Genomic DNA, 22,994 nt, shown 5'->3' with positions numbered 1-22,994 from the left:
TAATCAGAATGTTAAAACAGTTCCTCTAGAATACGTTTTAATAGAAAGGTCTCTCTTTCAATGGAGAGGCCTTTTTTTGGGCTTGAGGTCATGGTTTCTTCATTATGTGCAATGGCATCGTGAATGTTAATCCAAACAGGATGCATGCCATTTTGAATCTCATGATGCTCGAGGGCAGGCGCATCAAGTTCTTGATCAATTTCGCAGACATAACAGAAGGATTGCATCTGCATGATGTCGATATCTTCTTTGTACCAAGGCCTATATTCTTCATAACAGCCAAACTCTTGAATATTACGAACATTTTTAGCCCCTGTTTCTTCCCTTAGTTCACGAATTAAGCCCTGAATATTATCCTCACCTTCATCAATGCCGCCACCAGGTAAACTATAGTCGTGATAACGTTTGGTATAGAGCATGAGTATTTTGTCATTGCGTATGATGATGCCTCTTGTCGCACGTCGTAAGACGCGCTTGCTTGATGTGTCTTGCAGTTTAGCGGGGGTGATATCTGGATGAAGGGTGGAAGCTAATAAACGCATGATAAAACTCAAATAACAAAGGATAAAAAAGATGGAGCGAGATTATAAGTGCCATTTAGCGCTATGGACACACATTTATCATGCTCTTTAATCTCAAAAAGAAACGCTTTAAGCCCTCTTTACTGGTTAGCCTGAAAGTCAGCTAACGTCATGTTTTGTGTATTTGAAGTATCATCAGCACAGCATTCATCTTGTAAGAAACCAATGACATTTTGCAATTGTTGATATTGAGCAACGCAATATAGCACTCTCCCTTCACGTCTCTGATTAATCAAACCAGCCGATGCCAAACTAGAAATATGGTGGGATAAGGTTGACCCCGGAATCCCTAAAGACTCTTGCAGACTACCAACAGCAACACCTTGTATTCCCGCTCTTACAACGGTTTTAAATACAGTGAGTCTAGTGGGATGGCCTAATTCTTTTAAGGCTTTTGCGATAATTTCAATGTCCATGATGGCATCCTTGTTAAAAGTTATTTCGATAATAATCGAAATAACTTGTTTTATCTAATTTATTTCTATATATTTCGACAAATCCGGAAATATAGAAATTAATAGATAAATTTACAGAGAGTCAATTATGTTAAATCTAGATATGAATATGGTGAAAGAAACCCTGAATATGTTTGTATTTTTAGCGGTGGAATTAACTTTGTTGTTCCTGCTGATTAGTTACTTTGTGGGGGTGTTACAGCATTATATTCCTCCAGCTAAAATTCAAAGTATTTTAAGTACTAAAAAGGGTAAAGGTTATTTTGTGGCTGGTTTTTTAGGGGCAATTACACCGTTTTGCTCTTGCTCTACCATCCCTTTTTTAAAAGGTTTGTTACGCGCTAAAGCGGGCTTTGGCACTATGATGGTCTTCTTGTTTGCTAGTCCCTTGTTAAATCCAATTATCATAGGTTTATTTGCTGTAACTTTTGGTATCAAGGTGACCTTGTTTTACTTCGCGATTGCTTTAGGTGTGTCAATTTTGGCGGGGATACTGCTTGAAGCTCTAGGGTTTGAAAAATACGTAAAACAAGAAGCGTACGCTGAACCCGTTAGTAAAGGTTGCTCTGGTGGTTCAAATACTCAAGTTAAACAAGGTACTCCTTGGTTAGCAATTTGGCATTCAAGCTGGAAAGACTTTAAAAAAGTACTGCCTTATTTAATTGGTGGTATTGCCTTGGGCTCAATGATTTACGGTTTTATGCCGACGGATCTCGTTGCTCGTTTCGCTAATGACAATAACCCTTTTGCTATTCCTGTGGCTGCGATAATTGGTATTCCGCTATATATTCGTGCTGAAGCAGTGATTCCTTTAAGTGCTGCGTTAGCGGCTAAAGGTATGGGGTTAGGTGCTGTAATGGCATTGATTATAGGTAGTGCGGGGGCTAGCTTAACCGAAGTGATCCTGCTTAAATCAATCTTCAAGAATAAGATGATTTATGCATTTCTTGCCGTAATTTTGAGCATGGCAATGGGCGCTGGTTTTTTATATAGCATCTTTTTCTAGTGAGTTATTATTGAGTGTCGCTCTCATGTGATCAGCCTTAGGCTTAGTAATAGCTAAGGCTGATCTTAACAATAGATTGGATCTCTCGAGTGAAATAGCTTTGCTAAATTCTCAATATTTTTATAATTTTTATTGGTTCGATTGATTTTATGGTTTGATCATTTATAAATGATCAAACGTATTTAAACGATGCCAGAAGGATTTATTAATGTTGAAAGGAAAAATCAAAGACCTATTAGGGACCGAACTTCCTATTATTCAAGCGCCAATGGCGGGAGTACAAAACAGTACTTTGGCGATCGCTGTGTCAGAGGCGGGCGGGCTAGGTTCTTTGCCTTGTGGCATGCTGAGTATTGATGCTCTGATTGCAGAGATTAAATTGATTAAAGCGGCAACAAGTAAACCCTATAATTTAAATTTCTTTTGTCATCACATGCCCGATTATGAACAAGAAAAGCATGATGTTTGGCAAAACACTTTAGCTAAGTATTTTAGTGAGTTAGGCATAGAGTGTAAAAACAGTCCAAACAGCGCCACCAGAATGCCTTTTAATCATGATATTGCCGATGCGATTGAAGCGTTTAATCCTGAATTCATCAGTTTCCATTTTGGGCTGCCTGACGATGAGTTACTAGCAAGAATTAAAGGGTGGGGGACGCGTATTGTCTCAAGTGCAACAACTGTAAAAGAGGCATTGTGGTTAGAAGCAAAAGGCGTTGATGGTATTATTGCTCAAGGCGTTGAAGCTGGTGGTCATAGAGGAATGTTTCTAACGCAGGATATTAGCACTCAGATGGGGACATTTGCCTTACTACCGCAAATAGTTGATCAAGTAAGTGTTCCTGTTATTGCTGCTGGTGGCATTGTTGATGCCGAAAGTGTTAAAGCATCATTCTTATTAGGTGCTGGCGCTGCTCAAATAGGGACTGCATATTTATTATCTGATGAAGCAACAACTTCAGACCTCCATCGTCAAGCGCTTCAAAGCGATGCCGCAATGCATACCGCATTAACGAATGTATTTTCAGGAAGACCTGCTCGTGGCATTGTTAATAGAGTGATGGCCGACCTTTCGAATATGAGTGATAAGGCACCGGACTTTCCCCATGCCGCAATTGAAATTACTCAATTAAGAAGTCAAGCGGAAAGCCAAGGTGACGCTGGTTTTTCCCCCTTATGGTGTGGACAAAATACCTCAGGCTGTTTATCCGCTTCAGCAAAAACGATCACTCAAGAGCTGGCAGGCAAGGTGTAAAAGCCATTTTACTTACTGCCTTTTACTTTAGTTAGCGCAGGCAGTGATTACTAATGTGTTTTAGATTGTGTGTTTAAGACAGGTTAGCTTAATCGCACTATCTCTAAACCTCGTTGTCTATACTTATACCTAGTAATTTAAATTCCTTAATATTATTAGGAATAGGTATTAGATATAGGTAGGTTTTTATGACAACTCTGATTAATAAATGGCTGTTATTCTCTATTTTATCTATGGGTATGTTGCTAAGCATAACCTCAGCACATGCCAACTTCTTCCAGCAATGGTCCAAAACAGACTTCACAAAAAGCAGTGTTAATCTAGAAGAGGTGATGTTTGGCGGGCCTGGAAAAGATGGCATCCCTTCAATTGACTCACCTAAATTTGTGCCGGTAAGTGAGGTTTCCAATCTCACTAATACCGACCCTATTATTGGTGTAATGATAGAAGGAGAAGCAAAAGCTTACCCATTAAGAGTGCTTATTTGGCATGAAATAGTAAATGATGTCATCGCAGGTGTACCTGTTGCTGTGACTTACTGTCCCCTTTGTAATACGTCAATTGTGTTTGATCGTAGAGTTGATAAAAAGGTATTAGATTTTGGTACGACGGGTAACTTAAGGCATTCAGATCTGATTATGTATGACAGGCAAACGCAAAGTTGGTGGCAACAGTATGAAGGCAACGCCATTGTTGGTGACCTTGTTGGTACAAAACTTAAAGTATTAGCCTCTCGGCTTGAATCTTTTTCGGACTTTAAGAACAGGGCGCCCAACGGACAAGTCTTGGTACCCAATGATCCAGAGTTCAGAGACTATAGTCGTAACCCTTATGTTGGTTATGATAGCTCTGCCTTACCATTTTTATTCAAAGGCAAACTTCCCAAAAAACTAACGCCTATGATGCGAGTCATTGCCGTTGAAGGCTCCGCTGTGAGCTTGCCTTTGTTATCTGAGCAGCAAAGAATAACAAAAGGTGATTTGGTATTTACTTGGCATGAAGGCCAAAATTCAGTATTGGATACTTCAAATATCGGACAAGGCCGTGATGTGGGCAATGTTGTGGTTAGTCGTAATGGTGAAGATGTTCCTTATGTCGTGACATTTGCCTTCGCCTTTTTTGCGTTTAATCCAAATGGAAAGCTTTTTACAAAGCAAGGTGAAATGGCTGTTTATTAGCTTAAAAAGCTTATTGGTTCAATGACTAAGGCTGAAGATTAGTTTCTCCAGCAACCTATTCTTCGCCGTTGTAAATAACAGGCATCTTGCCTTGCCAGTAATCAAACAGATAATCTTCTCTGGTTAATCGAGCCATAAAATTAGCAACGTTAACTCGGCTCGTTTTCCCAGGATCAAAAATGGCGCTCCTGATAGGAGAAGCATACAAACGATAGATTGAGATCTCTCTTTCTGTTGTTAGCGTGTCTGGTCGAATAATTACCCACTTTATTTTGTTATCATTTTTAATCTCACACCTTAGATAGTTTGCAGCTCTTTCATTATCTAGGTGAGGCGGGACAAGTGACCTTATTAAAGCTAATACTATTTTTTGAGAGCTAGATATCGGTTCATCTAAATCCAAGTTTCGGCTTCCAGAGCTACTCATCAAGATGATTCTAAGTGGCGTTATTCGTACTTGTGATTTCCTTAATAGGCGCTCTAACTGGCATAGTTGTTTTAAACTATCTCTTACCAGCATTCTTGGTGCACCATATATGCCTTTAAACGTTAAGTTATGACCTAAGCAAGACACGACACTTTCAGACTTAACTAAAATTTTAATTAATGACGCTTCATCAAGCGTTAACACGCTACCCTGGATTTGTTCTAAGTAAGGGTGGCAAGGTAAGTTTGATTTTCTCACCAAGGCAATCACCTTTTGACCGCTCGCCAATAAGTCTTTAACGACAAGTTGCCCCGTTGCTCCAGTTGCACCTAATACAAGAACCGCCATATTTTTACATCCATTTGAAATCCGAAATAAGATTATAGGTATTCAATATGGGCTAGAAAATATAATAAATTCCATGGCATCCATTCATAAATGCATGCTAATAGCATTTATACTGCTAAAATAATGTTTTAATAACGAAATTACTTGTGTAGACAAGGAGGCTTTGAATGAAGTGGCAACAAAACCAGTTTGATTGGAACCATGCTAGAGCCTTTATGATAGTTGCAGATGAAGGTTCGTTATCTGCAGCAGGACGGGCCATGGGGGTAAGCCAGCCAACATTAGGACGTCAAATTTCCTTGTTCGAATCTAAACTTAACCTTGTTCTGTTTGAGCGTATTGGTCGAGGCTTAGAATTAACCCAAGCAGGTTTAAGGCTATACGAACATGTTAAACAGATGTCTGATGCAGCAGACCAGTTTTCCTTAGTGGCTCTGGGTCAATGTAATGATTTACAGGGTACGGTAGGTGTCTCTTTATCTCAACTTGATGCTTTTTTTAAATTCCCTCAACTCTGGCCGAAATTTCAAGAAATAGCCCCAAAAATTCGCCTAGATCTTGATGTGAATAATCAAATGAGTGATCTAAAGAGACGCCAATCGGATATCGCGATACGCTATAAAAGACCAGAAGAACCAGACCTTATTATTAAGAAGCTCGGTGAAGAAAGGGTCTTTCTTTATGGTCATAAAGATTATGTCGCAAGTTTTGAAGGTAAAGAGCCTCAGCAAATTTCAAACTTACGTATTTTAGGTTTTGATCAAACTGATCAGTTAAAAAACTATTTTGCTAGTTTTGGAATGCAAATAAAAGACGAGCAAATTGTCTTTTTGACACACAGTCAGTTAGTGCAGTGGCAACTGTTAAAGCAAGGTGATGCTTTAGCGCTATTACCTGATCATATCGCTGCAAAAGATCCCAATTTAGTCCCTGCCTTTTTACCCTTTTTTAAACCAATGAGTTTTGATGTCTGGTTGGTTTGTCACGGTGAGTTGCATACAAACCCAAGGGTTAGACTAGTGTTTGACTTCTTTGCTGATCATTTTATGAGGCCTGAATAGTGCATCTTAAATATGATGTAGTTGCCGCAGAGTAAATGACAGAGGAAAGGTGGATGTCTGAATTAATACCCTTGATTGAGCAGGTACACGCTTGCACCTTATGTGCAGAGCATTTAGAGCATGGTGTGAGGCCTGTTGTTCAGTTACATGAAAGCGCTAAAATTTTAATTGCTGGGCAGGCGCCGGGACGCAAGGTGCATGAGTCCGGTGTGCCATTTGATGATGCCAGTGGCGATAGATTAAGAGATTGGATGGGGATTGATAAAACAACTTTTTATGATGAGACTCAAATAGCTATCCTCCCTATGGGGTTTTGTTACCCTGGTTCACACAAAGGTAAGGGTAAATCGGGAGACCTTGCTCCAAGGGCTGAATGTGCTTTAACTTGGCGTGAGGCGATATTATCCAAGCTTGATCATATCGAGCTAACATTAGTCATTGGACAATATGCGCAAGCTTATCATCTAGGAAAGCGTTTAAATGTGACAGAGTCTGTGAGAGCTTGGCAAGACTATTGGCCAGAGCAAGTTCCTTTGCCGCACCCCAGTCCTAGGAATAATATTTGGATGGCCAAAAACCCTTGGTTTTCACAAACTTTACTACCAGAGCTGAAATCAGAAGTCGCCCGTATTTTAGGCTTTTAAAGCTCGCTACCATCTTTTCATAATTAACGCTAATCGCTCTCTTAGCTGTTCCATTATTGAACCATAAATTCATACTAGAACAATTAGTTACTATGAAGGCTTGAACTGAACATGGTTCAGTGATTAATTGTCTTTGAGGTTAATTATCAACCTCAAAAAAAATATTGGATTGTTCACTTTAAACAGTGAGAAAAATAAAAATGGATTGCCTAGGAGGCTACAACGAATGAGATCTAATCTAACCAAATTAATGTCAATTTCTCTTGCTGCTGTTGCAGTAAGCTCAACGGTAAATGCCGGTACATTGGAAGATGTGAAAGCTAAAGGTTTTATTCAATGTGGTGTCAGCCAAGGGGTGCCTGGTTTTTCAAATGCAGATGATGCTGGTAATTGGACAGGTATTGATGTTGATGGTTGTCGTGCAACTGCAGCTGCTGTTTTTGGCGATGCACAGAAAGTGAAGTTTACACCTTTATCCTCAAAGGAACGTTTCGCAGCACTTAGCTCTGGTGAGATTGATATGCTTTCGCGAAATACCACTTGGACTTTTTCTCGTGATGCATCTTTAGGTTTAGATTTCACCGCGGTAAATTTTTATGATGGCCAGGGCTTTATGGCTCGTAAAGATCTAGGTGTTGAGTCTGCACTGGATCTAGATGGTGCCACTGTTTGTACGCAACAAGGGACAACAACAGAATTAAATATGGCGGATTTCTTCCGTAAAAATGAGTTGGACTATGTGCCAGTTGTGGTTCAAAAAATTGATGAGGCTGTCGGTGCCTATGTGTCAGGTCGTTGCGATGTCTTTACGACTGATAAATCAGGCTTAGCATCACAGCGTAGTAAATTGGCTAATCCTGATGAACACATGATTTTACCTGAAACCATTTCTAAAGAACCTTTGGGCCCTGTGGTTAGGCATGGTGATAATCAATGGAAAGATGTGGTGACTTGGGCAATTTATGCTCAAATTAATGCTGAAGAAATGGGGATTAGTTCAACGAATGTTGCAAAAATCAAATCTGAGAGTAAAGACCCTTCCATTCTACGTTTGTTAGGCGCAGAAGGTAATATGGGGGCAAGTTTAGGCTTGTCTGCTGACTGGGCATATGATGTTATCGCTCAAGTAGGTAATTATGAAGAAGTGTTCGAGCGTAATATCGGGCCTAAAACACCTGTTGGTTTACCTCGTGGTGTGAATAAGCTTTGGACTGATGGTGGTGTAATGTACGCGCCACCAATTCGCTAAATATTGAAAAAGCCCAGACAATTGTCTGGGCTTTTTTTTTGCTTTAAAATAATTTTTAGAATATTGAATAACCCTATAAAAGTAGATTGTTATCTTATTCTGTTAGTTTTTTACCCTTGGTATGTATCGATAACATAATGATGATTTAGCGTAAATTGTAATAAAGATAAGTCGGTTCATATTTCAATTAAAACGCTAAAATCATTGTCAGATTAATAAGTTGTTTGTAAATTTTTCGTATTTTTTGCTAAGCTTGCCATAATTGCTTGCATCTTTCTTGAACATTTCACTGTTTGGCGTTAAGTAAACTTTATTTATTAATATGTTTGTTTAAGTGAGTATGCAGCACTACTTTTAAATAGGTCCGGATAAAATCCTAATGCAATAATATCGGGAAGTAATTATGCAAAAGCCCTATCAAATAACCTTTACCATAATGCTCGCTTTAGCTCTTACTGGTTGTGCAACCATAATGGGCTTTATATTCGAAGATAAAAAAGTAGAAATGTTTGCTGCAGAAACAGACCCCATTAAAATTCAAGAATACCTTGAATGGTCTGTTAATCGTCTTAATGAAGAAGATGAAGATAGCCCCGACTTACTCGCCCGATTAATGCCAATTGCCGTTACTCAAGCCAATAATATTGACCTATTTGATGTTGAACCTAGTTTATATAGTGCGTTAACAGACAGTCTTGTCAATATTGCTAAAGAGGGTGTGCAAACGACTGATCAGGAAGAATGGGTAGAAGATGGTTTTCCTTATGATGTCACGATTGATTATTTAAGAGCCTCTGCAGCCTATAACTTAGGTAAGCTTGATGGCGATACGATTGCATCACAACTCTTAGTTATCTTGCGTAAGGTTGATTCACCAGGTGTGCAAACTGTGGTGATTAAATCCATGCTGGATAGAGTAGAAAGTTACCGAATAAGCCCAGAAATTCAAGCCCAGGCGGTGACTGCTTTATCGAGTGTCGATGTTGCAAATCTCGCTGAAGATACACCACTGAGCCAGCTTGTATATTTGCTGGAAAATGAGCTGGTAACATTAGCCATTATTAATCGAGTTCTAGCTAAAAAAGACATTTACCAATTATCAATCCGCAATCTGAATTACATTTTGGATGTGAATGAAGGCCTTTTTATTCACCACCTAGATAATCCTGGCAGTATAAATAAATCTGAATTAATTAAAAATTCTCGCTTACTTAGCTCGTTGGTTTTACCAAGGCAGGCTCAATACGATGGTGTTTTGCCTAAGTTTACGAGTATTCAATTAAGGGCACAAAGACTGCTTTTACAATATGTACCAGGACTTTACTACTACAGCATGTTTGAAAATGCACCTATTAGTGATTATAGCCTTGGCCAATTGATGGCGAGTTTAGAATTTCTTAATAGACATGATGATTATGCAACTAAGGCAAAAGGGAAACTGGTCGCGAAAGGTGATGGAGAGCATCTATTTTTTAATCATCATCAGGTTATGAATGAAAAGATTTATGCTACGACGAAATTGAGAGCCAAAGAATTGGTCTTTAACAGCTTACAAAAGCGTGTAGAAACACGCCCTTATGCGTACATAGATTTTATCTATTCATTTTTATACTTAAATTATCCTGATGAGTTTGCTGCATACCTGATAAAAGCGGTTGATGTGAAGTATAAAAAAGCGAGCCTTGATCAATTGCAGCACTATTATGGCTTGCGTTTATCAACAGATAATGAAGTTGCAGCTAATCACAAGGCGCAAATTGTAGACAAGATATCATCCAAACCGCTGTTAAGGAGCCTAGCTTATAGTGATAGCGAGTTTAAGCGTTATAGCGATAAAGTCATGCCAGTATTTGTTGCTAATCAACCATTAGCTTTAATCAAAGGTCTCACCAAGCGTAATCAAAATGTGAAAAAACAAGCCGGTATTTCACACCTTGTTAATTATTATATCTCTGCGCTTGAGACGCAGCCTTTAGATAAGCGAAAAAGCTATTTGGCCCCAGCAGGACAAATCATAGCGTTAAGAAAAGAATCAGACAGTAAGAAGATATTTGGTAGTTTAATGGCGTTGCCTATCACTGATACCAGTAACATGTTTGAGCAATATGCTTTTTCTAATTCACGTACGACGATATCAAGCGATTATCTGTTCTTAGGCAATTATCTGACTAGACATAAAACGTCTTTAACGGCGAATTACGCGAGTCGTTATGCCAGATTATTTAGCTCAGGCGTTAGCCAGGCTAAGAACGAAGATGCTTCTCTATATGCTGGACAACAGGGTATTGCTAACTTGGATGCAGAAGCAGATCTACAACAAATTAAAGCGGCTTTAACTCGTCGATTTAAGAAAATCAGTTTTTAGGTGGGGAGAATTGTTATGAAGATGAATACAATTTATGCCAGTTTAACCTTGCTTTTCACATACGGACAAACCGTAGCAGCTGATGATGTTGAAGGGTATGACTTTTCATATAAATCAGATTACACAGTGACGAGTTACGAAACAGATTTACTATTGTTGCCTCAGTTTGATGTCACCGCTGATAGTAAGGAAGTTTTATTTGACCGTCGTGATGGTTTAGCTGCAAAAGTTAGTGTTAACCAGAGTATTGAATCAATTAAACAAACCGCAATCGCTTACTCGGCAAGTAAGACAATGACGTGGCAAGCTCAACATATACCACAACCTAATACCAGCAAACTAAATAAGCTTTATACTTTTGCTGTAAAAAATGAGCGTGTACCTGTGTACTATGAGGGACAAAAACATGTTCTCAATCGGGTGGTATTACAAGATACGAGTGGGCAGGTTTACTTCACGGCTAAGTATGGGACGACAGCAAATGCAAATCTCCATTTCCCTGCGAGTAAACTGCAATATAAATTGACGACACTCAATGGCAGCATGCAATCAAATGGCAGTTTGAACTATAAAAAAAGCAATCCTTTCACTGCGGCCAAAACCGGCTATAAAGTCAGGGTATCTCTTAATAATAAGGTAAATGAAACTTTTGTCATTGCGCCCTCATTAAGGCTGAATGGTTCACATTCTGCCAATTTATCTACTTCCAATGCGAAAAATGGTAGTCATGGTAGTGATGGCCGCGGTGGTTCAAGCTACTCAAGCAGCGCTTTATCCAGTGTGGCAGGTGCTTTTGCAGGCGGTAGTGGTCGAGATGGCAGCAATGGTGGAGATGGGCGTCGTGGCGGTGATGGTGGCGACGGATACGATGCCAAAGATGTTGGTAGTATAAAGGTTACTATCAAACCTTTGGTTTCACCTTTTTATCAACAGCCTTTAAAAGATTACACCTATCAATCTAGACAGGGTTCAGGCCATTTACTATTTGAACAAACTCAAAAGCTATACATAGCAGCAATTGGTGGTCGAGGCGGCAAAGGCGGTAACGGTGGCGATGGCGGTAATGGTGGTAATGGTGAAGCGGGATCTGCTGGCACCAAGGGTAATAATGCAAGTGAATACAGTAGTGCCGGAAGTGGTGGTACAGGCGGTGATGGTGGTGACGGCGGTGATGGTGCCCGCGGAGGCAGTGCTGGCGATGGTGGTAATGGTGGTGATGGTGGCAGAGTCCAAGTGACACTATTTGGACCAACCAGCTTTCAAGCCAATGCCCGCAATTATTTTAGTGCTAAGGTAAGTGGCGGCTCTGGTGGTAGTGCAGGGCAAGCAGGTTCAGGTGGTTCAGGTGGTAGTCGAGGTGGTGCAGGACCAGGCGGACCAGGTGGTAACTCTTATTACAACCCAAATTGTACAATCGATTATTCAACCGGTTATTCAAGCTGTAATCCAATCAGTAAATCTGGTGGTTATCAAGGTAGTGCAGGCTCATACGGTCGTTCTGGTTCATCAGGTTCGTCTGGCTCATCAGGTTCATCTGGTTCATATGGATCTGGCGGCAATATTAGCTTCTATGCCTCTGGGAATTAATTTCGATATGTTCAAGGATGCAGAAAACACCGCGATAAAAATAACTAATCTAGATAGGTACTATCGTATTGATGGAAAGCCTGCTGCCATATACAAAGACCTTGCTTTGGAGGCAAAGGCTGGAGAGGTTACCCTGATTATGGGGGCCTCAGGTAGCGGGAAATCATCCTTACTTCGACAGATTGCCCTATTAGACACTATTCCTAAAGGTAATATTTTTTATTCAGGTCAGTCTGTCGCTGATCTAAGTAATGCAAAAAAAGCAAAAATCAGGGCAGAAAAATTAGGGTTTATTTTTCAATCTTTTGCTCTAATTCCTGAGTTTAGTGTGCTTGAAAACTGCGCTTTACCGCTCTTAATGAATGGCTATGGTCGTACATCTGCAGAAGATAAAGCGAAGGATTTTATTAAACGTTTTATGAATGATATTGACCCTGATAAAAAGCCGAATGAGCTATCAGGTGGAGAGCAACAAAGAGTCGCGATCATTCGGGCCTTGATACATGAGCCCAATGTGGTTATTGCAGATGAACCAACGGGAAATTTAGATGAAGATAATGCAGAGTTTATTAAATCTGAATTAAAACGCATTGCTAAAAGGTTGGGCAGTGCTGTGATTATTGTGAGCCATGATAAAAGCTTTATTGAAACAGCAGATGTTTATTATCAGTTAGATGCTTGCCCTGATGGTTCAAGCAAATCTTTATTAATAAGGTATAAATGAGTGCGTTTGGGTATAAAGTTGCTTCTTGCTTGGCGTTTTTTTAAGGGGCCTTTATTAAGCTTTTTTGTTCTTTTTGCATTTGTTTCTTGTTGTATTTTTAGTTTTTTTTTGGTCATAAGTAGTTACGAAAAACAAGTCGAACAACGTTTTGCAAGTAAACAGCCTCATTTTACTTTGCGCTTAGAGGGTGGTGTTACAAGTTGGTCTGATTTCAGCGCATCAGGACAATTACAAGGCTTAAAACAAAAATTGTCATCTCATACCAATATTTTAAGTGTTAGCGAGTTTATAAAAGTAACAAAATGGATGAGATTGAAAGCCGCGGCGACTCAGTTAAGTGGTTTTGAAGAAGCGCAAGAGTACGACAAGTTTAGCTCAGGCAAGCTAACTTTAATTGGTTTAGAAAGATCACTGCCAAGCGTGATTCCTCTAAGTCAGCTTAATTACTACGATGCTGGAGCCTATAAATTTAAGATTACTAATCTTGAGTATGCTGCTGATTGGTTAATGAATCCGTCCTTAGTTTTACCTAATGCGGTATTGGATGCGAGTTTCTTTGCTCCCATAAGTCAAGAAGTCAGTGTTAAATCTGTAGGTCATACATACTCAGCTAAAATCAAAGCCTTTATTAATGATTATAACGATGAATCTATCTTGTATATGGGAATAAAGCAGCTACCAGCTTGGCTTGATAAGACGGATTTGAAAGAAGAAGGACTTTACCTTCGTATCAAGGAAAATCATGACCTTGAACAAAGTAAAAAACTGATCACAGATATATTAATGAAAACAGGTGTTAACTGGACTGTTACAACTTGGCTAGATGAGAAAAGTAAGCAAAAAAGTATTTTATTAATGACAAAGTTGTTGGGCTACAGTTTGATAAGCGTCATGGTGTTTACCTTGATACTTATACTGGGTCTTAATCAAGCAAATGTATTTATTAAGAAAACCAAGTCGTTGAATATACTTTATATGACAGGATATTTACTGACTTTTCCTTTAGTTGTGACAAGTTTTTTTGTTGGTTTGTCGGGGCTTTTGCTAGCGTATCTGGTTACTTATATTTGGCTAAAACCCATGATTTTACAGGTGTTTTCTATCACATCGACCATACATGAAGGCCTGTCTTGGACTGTGTGTATTACCGTACTTGTGATGATTAACTTACTCAATTTAGTTGGTATGAAAAATAGGCTAGGGTATTAATGTTTAATCTCAATTTTAAACTTGTAAGCAGCATTTTTTTGGCCATAAGTTTGGTTGGCTGTAACACAGTGGAAGAAAAACCATCTGAGCCTGCGAATATTTTTGATGAGCTTGAGCTCAAAGTATCGGTAGCGAAAGCCGCTAAGTCTAATAGCTCGAGTTGGTCTGACCCTGATGTTAAAGGAATAAAACTAGTTGGGCCTATTTATCAAACGGGGTTTGAAAAAAGGTCGTCTGCAACGAAAGCACTTGCCAAAGTCTTGCAATATATTGAAAGCAATCCAAATAAATTACCGCAATTAACTGAACGTTCGCTGAGTGAACAGTTCACAAATTTTAGTGTGAGTGATTTTGTATTAGGAGATAACGAGTTTAGTTATATACCTGCTGTTTTTAATGTTGGTTATGGTGATGAAGCGGCTCTAAATGCGGTCTTAAATATCGTGTTAGAGGCGAATGGACCTGCTGAAATAGGTTTTTACATTGATGCGCAAGCTTGGCAAAAAGACATTATCAGCTTACAAGGATATAAATCGATCAAGGCCAATGGCAAAGAGAGGAATTCAACCTGGTATCACTATCGGTTAAATCTAGAAGGACAAGATAGTAAAGCGAAAGTTGATGCCCTGTTACGTATGAGTTTATATGCCATAGGGTCTGATATCCGTGAATTTGCCAGTATTGACCGCGATGCTGTGATGAAATTTAACGATAAAGATTATGTGGTGGAAAGAGCAAACGGCGATACCTTTGCATTTGTTTATCAAGATAGAATTAAACTGATTGAAAAAGAAATAGAAAGAAAAATTGATAGTCTTGATAAGGAAAGATTGCTTAATAACACGGCCAATGCGAGAAGCCTTTTTATTGATGCAAATGAAAGTTATGCAACAGTAAATACTTTGACAGATTATGTCAGCCGCGTTTCTTTATTATCGCTAAAAAATGCGAATCAAGTCCGACCTCTATGGGAGAGTAAGCAATGGGATGAATATGCCAAACACGCTTATTTTCTTCCTAAGCAAAACTTGTCAATTATTCTTACGGATAAAAATTTAATCATTAAGCAAGAGGATATGATTAAGCTAAAACAAGATGCGACTAATCTAACCTCCTTAAATGTGCTGGAAAACCGAAATAAAATATTTTACGTAAACAAAGGGACAGCCTATGTGCTGGACTTAACCAGTTATGATGAAAAAGCGATAAAAACACTTGGTGTGGTGAATCAATTAGCGGTAAGTCAAGATGCTAAAAGCCTTTATAGTTTATCAAAAGATAACACCTTATCTTATTTTGATGCTAAAAATCAGCGTTTGACTCAGCTTAAAAAATCGCTTGAATTAACGAGTATGCAAGTCTGTGCTAGTGGTAAGAAACTTTTATATTGGCATAAAAATAAGGCGTATTTATACGATAACCAAACGCAATCTCACCATTCAATTCAATTTTCTACTGAGCTTAATGAAGATTTAATCGCTGCGAAATGTGCTGTAGCAGAGAATAAGCTTCTACTAATGACTGAATCAGGAGGCATAAGGCAGATTGACACAGATACTTACCAGCAAATTACCCAGTTTTCTGGGAGTTATGATGCTTATGATAAGTTAAATTCTGGCTATGTTGTGCATTATTTATCCGAAAATGAATTTGTATATGGGGGTAAAAATGACCTTAGAATTAGACCTACTACCACTGAAACTGAAATTCGTAGGGTCTATCAAAAACGTTTAGAGCGAATTGAAAGTGCACGCTCGTGGCTAGATAAATCATCTATTAAGCAACTTGTTTTCGCCGAAGCAATTCCGTCTAGCGATTTAGCGCTTTATGAAAGTTTGTTTGATGAGCAAGTTATCACACAGGCACAAAAAAATGCTTATCTTAGCTTTATCAATGAAGAGCAAGCAGACCCTTTACTGGTAGCGAATAAGCCAAGCTTATTTAACGCTTTAAGTGGTGGGATTGACGTTGTTGAAGATGGCAATATTATGCTGGTTAAACAAAACGAAGTTGATGCATCCCGCTTTTTTACAACGTCTCAGCCGAATTGGGATCATCTAGGTTTTCAAGTCGACACTCTTTATTTAGGAACTGAAGGTTTCGAGTCTAAAATTTATCGTCAGTTAGATAATTCCCAGTTGACGGCTGATATTGTGAATATGGACTTGGGGGATGATGATTGGTTGGTTACAAGCCTTACTAATGGCGAAATTTCATTAGAATCTTTGTCTTCTGAGGTTGAATTTAATGAGACATTTGATGCCCATGACGGTGCTGTGACAGCAACAGCTATGACAGGAGATAGAAAGCGACTTGCTACTGCTGGGCGTGATGGACTGATTAAAGTTTGGCATCTAAACATACCTCCAGGAGAAGATGAATCTTGGGTAAGCTTAGAAAAAGAGTTAAAAGGCTATGCTGGTCACGTATTAGATCTTGAGTTTGTAAATGACTCTCTCTTGCTATCAACAGGAACTGATCAAACGATTAAGTTATGGGAGCTGAGCCTTGAAGGCACAGTGAAAAACGAAATGTTAGGCCATACTGATAGTGTTAGGTTTGCTAAGTATGATGCTTCAATACATAAAGTGGTTTCTGCAAGTAATGATGCCAGTGTTAGGGTTTGGGATATAGATAAAGCTGAGCAGGTTAAATCATTTAAAGGCAGTAAAGGTGGCCTTGTGCGTTACGATGTGAGTTCCAATCGTTTAGCTTACGTTAAAGGGAATCATGTCATTATTAAAAACATTGTTAGTGGTGATACGCTAGGAAGTATTGCAATTGAACAAAATCCAGTTGGGTTAGAGCTCGGCTTTAACGGCGTTGTCAGTTACCTGATTTATGAAGATAGAGTTGCTGTATATAAGGTGGCAACGGGTGAGCTGATTAATACTATTTCACTTGTTGATGTTAAAAATATTAGACAAGTTTTTACCAGTCCTAATGACCATGATTTATTTATAGTGACAGATCAGGAAGCTTATATGCTGAATATGGGCCGATATGCTTTATATGGAATCGAAGATGTTAATGAGTAAAAAAGCTGTTTTAGTATCTTTAGCAGCCTTAGGCTGTTTATTAAATAGTGCCACTTCATTACAGGCAGATGAGTCTTCTCCTGAAAAACCTGATTGGGCGAAAAGTAATTACAGAGCTGATTCCGGGTTGGACTTTATAGGGTTATCACAACTTTGGGTTTCAGGACTTGCCCAAGCCGAAGCAAAGTCTATCACCGAAGCCTGCACAAATGGCTTAGGTAAAGTATCTGAGTATTTTAGTGTTGAAATCGCTTCAAAAAGTACTTCTTCTCAAGTTGTGGTCGATGATGAGTTTCAAGGTCAGTTTAGTGTTAAAACAGATAAATTGAGTCGAATTAATCTAACAGGCATCAGTGTTACTGCTTCTTATTCAGAACGAGTTCAAGATGCAAGTTATATACAATCTTATTGCCTTTACCGGTTATCTCGCTCTCAGGTGAATGAAATTAAAAATGACTTAGCTAAAGAGGCGGCTGAAATTCAAACGCTGATCACTAAGTTCGGAGCGGATTTAAACTCAGGTAACATTGCTCAAGCAAAAATAAAGTTGGCTCTATTGAAGGGGAAAAAAAATATTTCCCCAGTACTTATTGCTGAATTGGATGCTTTATTAACTGAGTTTGTAAAAAACAATATCGCAATAGATTTAGTGTTTGCACAGCATTCATTTAGCGCTAACGATATTGTCTCTGTGCAGATGAAATCGAATCAAAATGTGTTTGTATATTTGTTTGTCGATGATGGCCGTTACACAAATATGATTTTACCAACGCCAGCTTATGGCTTTAACTTGATTAAGCAAGATGAAGCTATGACAGTACCCACATCAGAGCAGAAGAAGAAAGGTAATATTTATAAACTTGCTACACCTAATCAAGCTCAGAAAAGCCCCCAAGTATTTTTGGTTGCTTCAAAGCAAAGATTGCAAACAGGTTTTGCGAAACCTGCTTTTAATCGATTTTTAGTGAATGATGCACTCAAGTTCAATGACTTTTTAGCAAGCTGTAGGTTAATGCAGGATTGTATTGTTAATCAATATCCATTGATGCTGGAGCAAAGCACGACAAATTTTAGCGTTCAGTCTTATGCATTATTTGTTAATAGACAGCCTTATGACGACCACAACCAAAATTTAAAAGCCAACCTTGTTGAGCAAGGCTTTAAATTTGATAAGAAGGGACTTAATCTAAAGTTCTTCATTAATCATAAAAAGGTTTTTTCGAACAAATTAGAAGCGGATATGTTTGTCGCAGAATTAAGGTTGGTTTCAACTCTAAACTCGCAAAATCAAACTTTATTAAAGATGCGATTTAATACTTTATATGATGTAGGTCGTACTGATTTTTACATAGAGAGCATGCTTAAAAAGGCTACTAAGAAGCTGATGAATAAGGTTGAGAGTGGTGAAATATCCTATTAATTCACTATTAATAGGACTGTTTTTGAGTTGTTCAAGCATTGCTATTGCTAATACTAAGCAGAATCTAGATAGCAGCTTACAGACAGAGGAAAGCAGCCATACGATTGAGTGGGTGGATATTGTTAAAGGCAGTGTTTGGCCAAAGGTAATCGAGCCAACACTGACTCTTGGTAAGGACTTTGTGTTTGATCCAAGCTTATATGCTTTACCAAATAGCTTTTCTATGATGAAAAGCGAGGTAAGTTGCTCCCAAATACTAAAAGCTGGTGCTTTGTCTAAAGTTAGGGAAATGGATCTCAGCGATTTATGTGAATATGGTATGGATGAGCCTGTTACTGGGGTTTCATTCAATGAAGCAAGTCAGTTTTGCGAGACCTTAGACGCAGTGTTACCGACTGAGAGTCAATGGGTATATGCTGCAAGCCAAGTCTCAAATGCTTGGTTGTCTCAATATGGTGTGATTCATAAGCAAGACAAAGGCGGATTGATCCGAGATTTCGTTGCTTATAAAGAAGACACGGAAGAAACAATTGGAGGCCCATTGGGTTTACTTGGCTTGTATGCAAGTGTTTGGGAGATCACGCAAAGTGCTTGGGATAAGGATAATCAAGTTTATGTAATTAAAGGAGGCGCTTTTGATTTAGCCAACAAGCCTTGGTTGATGCACCCTTACTTACGGGCTGCTTATAATAAAGATGATGTGGTTAATCAAAATGTTGGTTTTCGTTGTATTAAACACTGACATAGGTTTTGACTATATAGATGACTTTAAAGGAGAGCATAATGCTTAGCTTTAACTATCGATTAAAAGGTCGCTGTCTTAGCGTAATTTTAACGACGCTTGTCGCGAGTTTTGGTATTACGGCTAAAGCTACAAGTTTAGCTAGCCAAGGGCTCAGTGAGAGCATAAGTGACTATTCAAGTATTAACTATCAGACAAACAATGGGTCTCAGAGACAGTTAACTTATAGTAAGCCTGACACTCAGAGTGAAATACTTACATTACTAGAATCTAATAATGGTTTACAGTTTAAAAAAGGGGTTAAAGCACTGCAGCCCTTATTTGCATCTGTCCAGCAAAAGTCGAGTTATAAAAGCTTAAAACAAGCCTTTATTGATCAAGATGGCGTTGAGAAACAGGCTGATCTAACTAATGAGCTGAGTGAGATAGAACAAGAGGCTAAGGATCTGTCTGCTCAGGTTAGCAATGAGCAAGATGTAAATAAAAAAGCGAAATTAAAAAGTGAGCTTGGTAAGTTAGAGCAAGAACAAAGAAACTTAAGAAAAGCGATAAAAGGCATTAAGCGTAAGCAAACGGGCCTAACATCTTTGCCTGTTTACGACCTTTCTCAAGTGTTTGCACACGCCTATAAAAAAGCATTTTTTCTAATTGACAGTGAGTCACTTTATTTGGTGAATGTGAAATCAACTCGAGGACGCTATCAAGATGGACTCAGTGGAAAGAGCTTATCAGTAAATGAGTTAGATTATCGAATTGAAAGCCAGATTGCACTTGCCGCCCCAAATAATTTTTCCCGACAAAATCGCTCTGTGTTGAAGTTAACTTATCACCAGAATACCTTGATACGCTTTAGTTATAGACAACAAAATGGTGTATTAAGTCATTTAAAGGATGATGCCTTAACCCAGTTTGCTCAATTACTTAAGAAAACACCATTAGAGCCTAAGGACTTATCCTTTAAAGGTGAAACCTTAACAAACCTGTATTTATGGTCAAATGCAGATCAAGAGAGAACTTTGGAAGTTAGTTATAAAGAAACAGGTAAGCGCAAGAATTTGATTCAGGTAAAAGTTAGCGCTCAAACGAATGTATTTGATCCAAAACAAGCGTCTACTGCCATTGAAAAACACATTGGTGTGCTTGCAGTAGCTAAAGGTCAACGCCTAGTGGAGCTAAAAAAAATACAAACAATCAATGGTAAAAAGGACATAGGCTGGGATCAGGATATCCGCAATGGCCTTATAAAACTTGGGCCAGAAACGATTTTTGTGAATAAAGAAGATTATTATGGTTATGAAGGTTTGTGGTACCTAGCCAGTTGGATGAGTCGTAATAATATTAAGTTAAAACGTATCTTCTTAATTAATGGTACAGAGCCCATTTCATTAACTGCCAAGCTAACAAAAGCAGGTGAAGTAGAGATATCAAAAGCGGGTAACGCCTTATATCAATTTAGCCTTGATTCAAATGGCTTTGTTACAAACCTATTTTTTACACCATCTAAACAAATGCTAACGCTTATCAGTAAAGAAACAAAAACAACTAAGGCTAATAAAGCCAAAATCAAACAATACATGCAGAACAATAAGATAATTTTATTATGAATAAATTGATCTATTTAAGCCTTATTTCAAGTCTACTTCTGGGCTGTGCAGGCCAAGATACCGAAGAAACGCCTAATGAAACAAGTTTAGAACAGAGTTTCGAGCAGGATTTATATTTGGACTTATTTGATGAGGAAGAAGAGGAGCTAGATTACGAGGCTTATTTCTTTGATTCAAAAGGTCAGCGTTTTTTAGAAAAAAATAGTTCGTTTAGTAAGTTAGATACCTTAATCGAAAGGTTGATCGAACAAGCGTTTGCTCAAGCAAGTAGTCGCATGAGTAATGCTTATGGAGAGTTAGATGTTGCTTTAGAGGTAAGTGGAGGAGGCAGTTATCGTAATGATGTCATTACCGCGTCAGAGCAATATATCGTCTCAAATCCATTATTAAGTCTAAGAGCACAAGAGGAAGAGGTTGATCAGGTCTTAGGAAAAATTCTAAAGCAAGAATTAGATCCATTCTTTGCGACATCAGACAGTGACTTTGGCGAGACGGCTGAGGTCTCTGACCTTGTGTTATATATTTTGGCAGAAGAGAAAGAAGACACATTAAATCTTAAAGTCAGCGCGTTAAGTAAATCAGGCCAAGTACTAGGTGTTGCAAAATCAGACTTACCTTTAAGAGGGCAAGTTACTCAAGCAAATCGTTACTCTTTTGTTGAAGTGCCTTTTAGTGAAAGTAGTGGCGGACGTGAATTTCAGATCATGCGCTATCCAGTCAGTGTTAATGAAATGTTTGGGGCAGGGTCTACCTCTATCGCCGTGACTGATGTGAGCCTAGAACAGGCAAGCAACTATTGTTATGAAAATGACTTACGCTTGTCCTCTCCTTATGTGTTTGAATTTGCCCGACGTGATTTACAAATCAATCGACCAGCAGGGAATGCCTATGAAGAGATTATTGCTGCCGTTGATTACGAAGATATCGATGAACCTTTTTATCGAGAAGAAGATAGGTTAGAGCTAGAGGATGATGATATGGCCAATACCTTTCTTGCTTTTAACTGGAACACGGAGCGCTACACGATAGTATCAAATAGTTATAGTTCGAGAAATATGACGTTTCGCTGCTTTAAACAGTAAAGGTGAAATTAAAGGTACGTCTGTTGTCATGATATTAAAACAGTATATTAGGAGCCTTGTGAATGCGTAAATATCTAATAAGCATGAGCCTTTGCTTTGTCATTTCATTTACTCAATCAGCTAATGCTGCGAACAATATAGCCATTGCTGAGTTTGTGAATAATATTCGAGGGTCATTTAATATGTTGGTCGCTAAAGAGTTTGTTCCTGGCTCTAAGCGACTTAAAAAGACACGTAAAATGATCAAAAAAGGGTATAACAATGAAATCCGTAATATGCAGATTTTGTTATCTGGTCTTGATTTAGTTGCAAATATTCGTACTGCTAGCCCGAAACAGTTGCCTCAATTTGCGCTACAAGAGAAAGAAGTGGGCAAAACTTTAGATAACGTAGTTGTCTCTTTAACTAGCATTATAAAAACGCGAATCGATGCGAGTAATCAACTTGCTTTGACTCAGGCAGATAGTTCTGGGGCTGATGTTGAACTTATTGATGAAGAGTTTGATGAGGATGATATTGGATCAGATATTGATCTTGATGATAATCTAATTGAAATCTCTGATGAGTCAATTGAGATAGACAATGAAAGGTTAAATTTAGATGATGTGGCAAAGCAAGCGTATATTGATATCGCTATTCAATATGTACCTCAATTTGCAGGTAAAGAAGTAACTTGGTACGCCGGCGATAAATCTGAAAAGATCCAATTGGGTAAAGGCATGTCTCTTAAACATGCTTTTGTCCCTTATTCTAGACAAGGATTGATCAAGCCTTATCCACTCCATTCTATTTTTGCGACGTCTTTCTTACCTGACCGTAAAGGTGTACTTCATGTGATGCGCATGTATATCATCTTAATGGTGAATGAAGCTGAACATGGCACTGTGCGAGTTGCCACTCGTGAAATACCTACCTTTAGATGGGATCGAAACCCTTATTTTATTGCCGCTGCGACTGGAACGGTATTAAAGAAAATATTTACCAGTACCTTAGGTCAAAAAGTAGATAGTTTTTAGACT

General features: G+C 38.6%; 19 protein-coding genes. 16 read left to right on the top strand and 3 right to left on the bottom strand.

Translation table 11 applies throughout. From position 1 onward, the window contains the following. Positions 1 to 11 precede the first annotated feature (11 nt). Both Q0A08_RS04910 and Q0A08_RS04905 read right to left on the bottom strand, forming a co-directional pair. Positions 12 to 542: an NUDIX hydrolase gene (locus Q0A08_RS04910; RefSeq protein ID WP_438465320.1), complete on the bottom strand. Its 531-nt coding sequence runs from the start codon at positions 540 to 542 to the stop codon at positions 12 to 14. A 119-nt stretch (positions 543 to 661) separates the two neighbouring features. Further along, positions 662 to 997, bottom strand: coding sequence for an ArsR/SmtB family transcription factor (locus tag Q0A08_RS04905; RefSeq protein ID WP_438465318.1), 336 nt, complete (start codon positions 995 to 997; stop codon positions 662 to 664). A 127-nt stretch (positions 998 to 1,124) separates the two neighbouring features. On the opposite strand from Q0A08_RS04905, the gene Q0A08_RS04900 reads away from it, so the two are divergent. The 3 genes from Q0A08_RS04900 (at position 1,125) to Q0A08_RS04890 (ending at position 4,475) form a co-directional block, all read left to right on the top strand. Next, positions 1,125 to 2,042, top strand: coding sequence for a permease (locus Q0A08_RS04900; RefSeq protein ID WP_438465316.1), 918 nt, complete (start codon positions 1,125 to 1,127; stop codon positions 2,040 to 2,042). A 208-nt stretch (positions 2,043 to 2,250) separates the two neighbouring features. Next, positions 2,251 to 3,297 (top strand): NAD(P)H-dependent flavin oxidoreductase, encoded by a 1,047-nt coding sequence (locus Q0A08_RS04895; protein WP_438465314.1) that lies wholly within the window; start codon positions 2,251 to 2,253, stop codon positions 3,295 to 3,297. A 188-nt stretch (positions 3,298 to 3,485) separates the two neighbouring features. Beyond that, complete coding sequence (locus Q0A08_RS04890) at positions 3,486 to 4,475, top strand: DUF3179 domain-containing protein (RefSeq protein WP_438465312.1); 990 nt, start codon at positions 3,486 to 3,488, stop codon at positions 4,473 to 4,475. 55 nt (positions 4,476 to 4,530) lie between these two features. On the opposite strand, the gene Q0A08_RS04885 is transcribed toward Q0A08_RS04890, so the two are convergent. Beyond that, on the bottom strand, positions 4,531 to 5,250 hold the full coding sequence (locus tag Q0A08_RS04885) for an NAD(P)-dependent oxidoreductase (RefSeq protein WP_438465310.1): 720 nt from the start codon (positions 5,248 to 5,250) through the stop codon (positions 4,531 to 4,533). 167 nt (positions 5,251 to 5,417) lie between these two features. On the opposite strand from Q0A08_RS04885, the gene Q0A08_RS04880 reads away from it, so the two are divergent. The 13 genes from Q0A08_RS04880 to Q0A08_RS04820 all read left to right on the top strand — a co-directional run bounded on the left by Q0A08_RS04880 (position 5,418) and on the right by Q0A08_RS04820 (position 22,991). Further along, positions 5,418 to 6,311 carry a LysR family transcriptional regulator gene (locus tag Q0A08_RS04880; protein WP_438465308.1) on the top strand — a complete coding sequence of 298 codons (894 nt, stop codon included), beginning with the start codon at positions 5,418 to 5,420 and terminating at the stop codon, positions 6,309 to 6,311. 53 nt (positions 6,312 to 6,364) lie between these two features. After that, on the top strand, positions 6,365 to 6,955 hold the full coding sequence (locus Q0A08_RS04875) for a uracil-DNA glycosylase family protein (protein WP_438465306.1): 591 nt from the start codon (positions 6,365 to 6,367) through the stop codon (positions 6,953 to 6,955). Positions 6,956 to 7,181: 226 nt separating this feature from the next. Further along, positions 7,182 to 8,204 (top strand): amino acid ABC transporter substrate-binding protein, encoded by a 1,023-nt coding sequence (locus tag Q0A08_RS04870; protein WP_438465304.1) that lies wholly within the window; start codon positions 7,182 to 7,184, stop codon positions 8,202 to 8,204. A gap of 403 nt (positions 8,205 to 8,607) precedes the next feature. Then, complete coding sequence (locus Q0A08_RS04865) at positions 8,608 to 10,569, top strand: hypothetical protein (RefSeq protein WP_438465302.1); 1,962 nt, start codon at positions 8,608 to 8,610, stop codon at positions 10,567 to 10,569. Positions 10,570 to 10,584: 15 nt separating this feature from the next. After that, entirely contained in the window at positions 10,585 to 12,156 is a 1,572-nt protein-coding gene (locus tag Q0A08_RS04860; RefSeq protein ID WP_438465301.1) for a hypothetical protein, read from the top strand. Positions 12,157 to 12,163: 7 nt separating this feature from the next. After that, the gene (locus Q0A08_RS04855) at positions 12,164 to 12,880 is read left to right on the top strand and encodes an ABC transporter ATP-binding protein (RefSeq protein ID WP_438465299.1); all 717 of its coding nucleotides are present in this window, start codon (positions 12,164 to 12,166) and stop codon (positions 12,878 to 12,880) included. Between the two features lie 108 nt (positions 12,881 to 12,988). Beyond that, positions 12,989 to 14,089, top strand: coding sequence for a hypothetical protein (locus Q0A08_RS04850; RefSeq protein ID WP_438465297.1), 1,101 nt, complete (start codon positions 12,989 to 12,991; stop codon positions 14,087 to 14,089). After that, positions 14,089 to 17,127, top strand: a complete 3,039-nt coding sequence (locus tag Q0A08_RS04845; RefSeq protein ID WP_438465296.1) for a hypothetical protein — start codon at positions 14,089 to 14,091, stop codon at positions 17,125 to 17,127. Before Q0A08_RS04850 ends, Q0A08_RS04845 begins: the two co-directional genes overlap by 1 nt. After that, positions 17,114 to 18,547, top strand: a complete 1,434-nt coding sequence (locus tag Q0A08_RS04840; protein WP_438465295.1) for a hypothetical protein — start codon at positions 17,114 to 17,116, stop codon at positions 18,545 to 18,547. Before Q0A08_RS04845 ends, Q0A08_RS04840 begins: the two co-directional genes overlap by 14 nt. Before the next feature lie 22 nt (positions 18,548 to 18,569). Next, entirely contained in the window at positions 18,570 to 19,289 is a 720-nt protein-coding gene (locus tag Q0A08_RS04835) for a formylglycine-generating enzyme family protein (protein WP_438465294.1), read from the top strand. A gap of 41 nt (positions 19,290 to 19,330) precedes the next feature. After that, on the top strand, positions 19,331 to 20,893 hold the full coding sequence (locus tag Q0A08_RS04830) for a hypothetical protein (protein ID WP_438465292.1): 1,563 nt from the start codon (positions 19,331 to 19,333) through the stop codon (positions 20,891 to 20,893). Beyond that, a complete protein-coding gene (locus Q0A08_RS04825; protein ID WP_438465291.1) occupies positions 20,890 to 21,975 on the top strand; it encodes a hypothetical protein in 1,086 nt (361 codons plus the stop codon). Before Q0A08_RS04830 ends, Q0A08_RS04825 begins: the two co-directional genes overlap by 4 nt. 62 nt (positions 21,976 to 22,037) lie before the next feature. Further along, on the top strand, positions 22,038 to 22,991 hold the full coding sequence (locus tag Q0A08_RS04820) for a hypothetical protein (RefSeq protein ID WP_438465290.1): 954 nt from the start codon (positions 22,038 to 22,040) through the stop codon (positions 22,989 to 22,991). The last annotated feature ends 3 nt before the right edge of the window (positions 22,992 to 22,994 follow it).

Source organism: Marinomonas sp. PE14-40 (genome assembly GCF_051623805.1).
Taxonomy (GTDB): Bacteria; Pseudomonadota; Gammaproteobacteria; order Pseudomonadales; family Marinomonadaceae; genus Marinomonas.
This window is presented reverse-complemented; position numbering and strand designations above follow the sequence as displayed.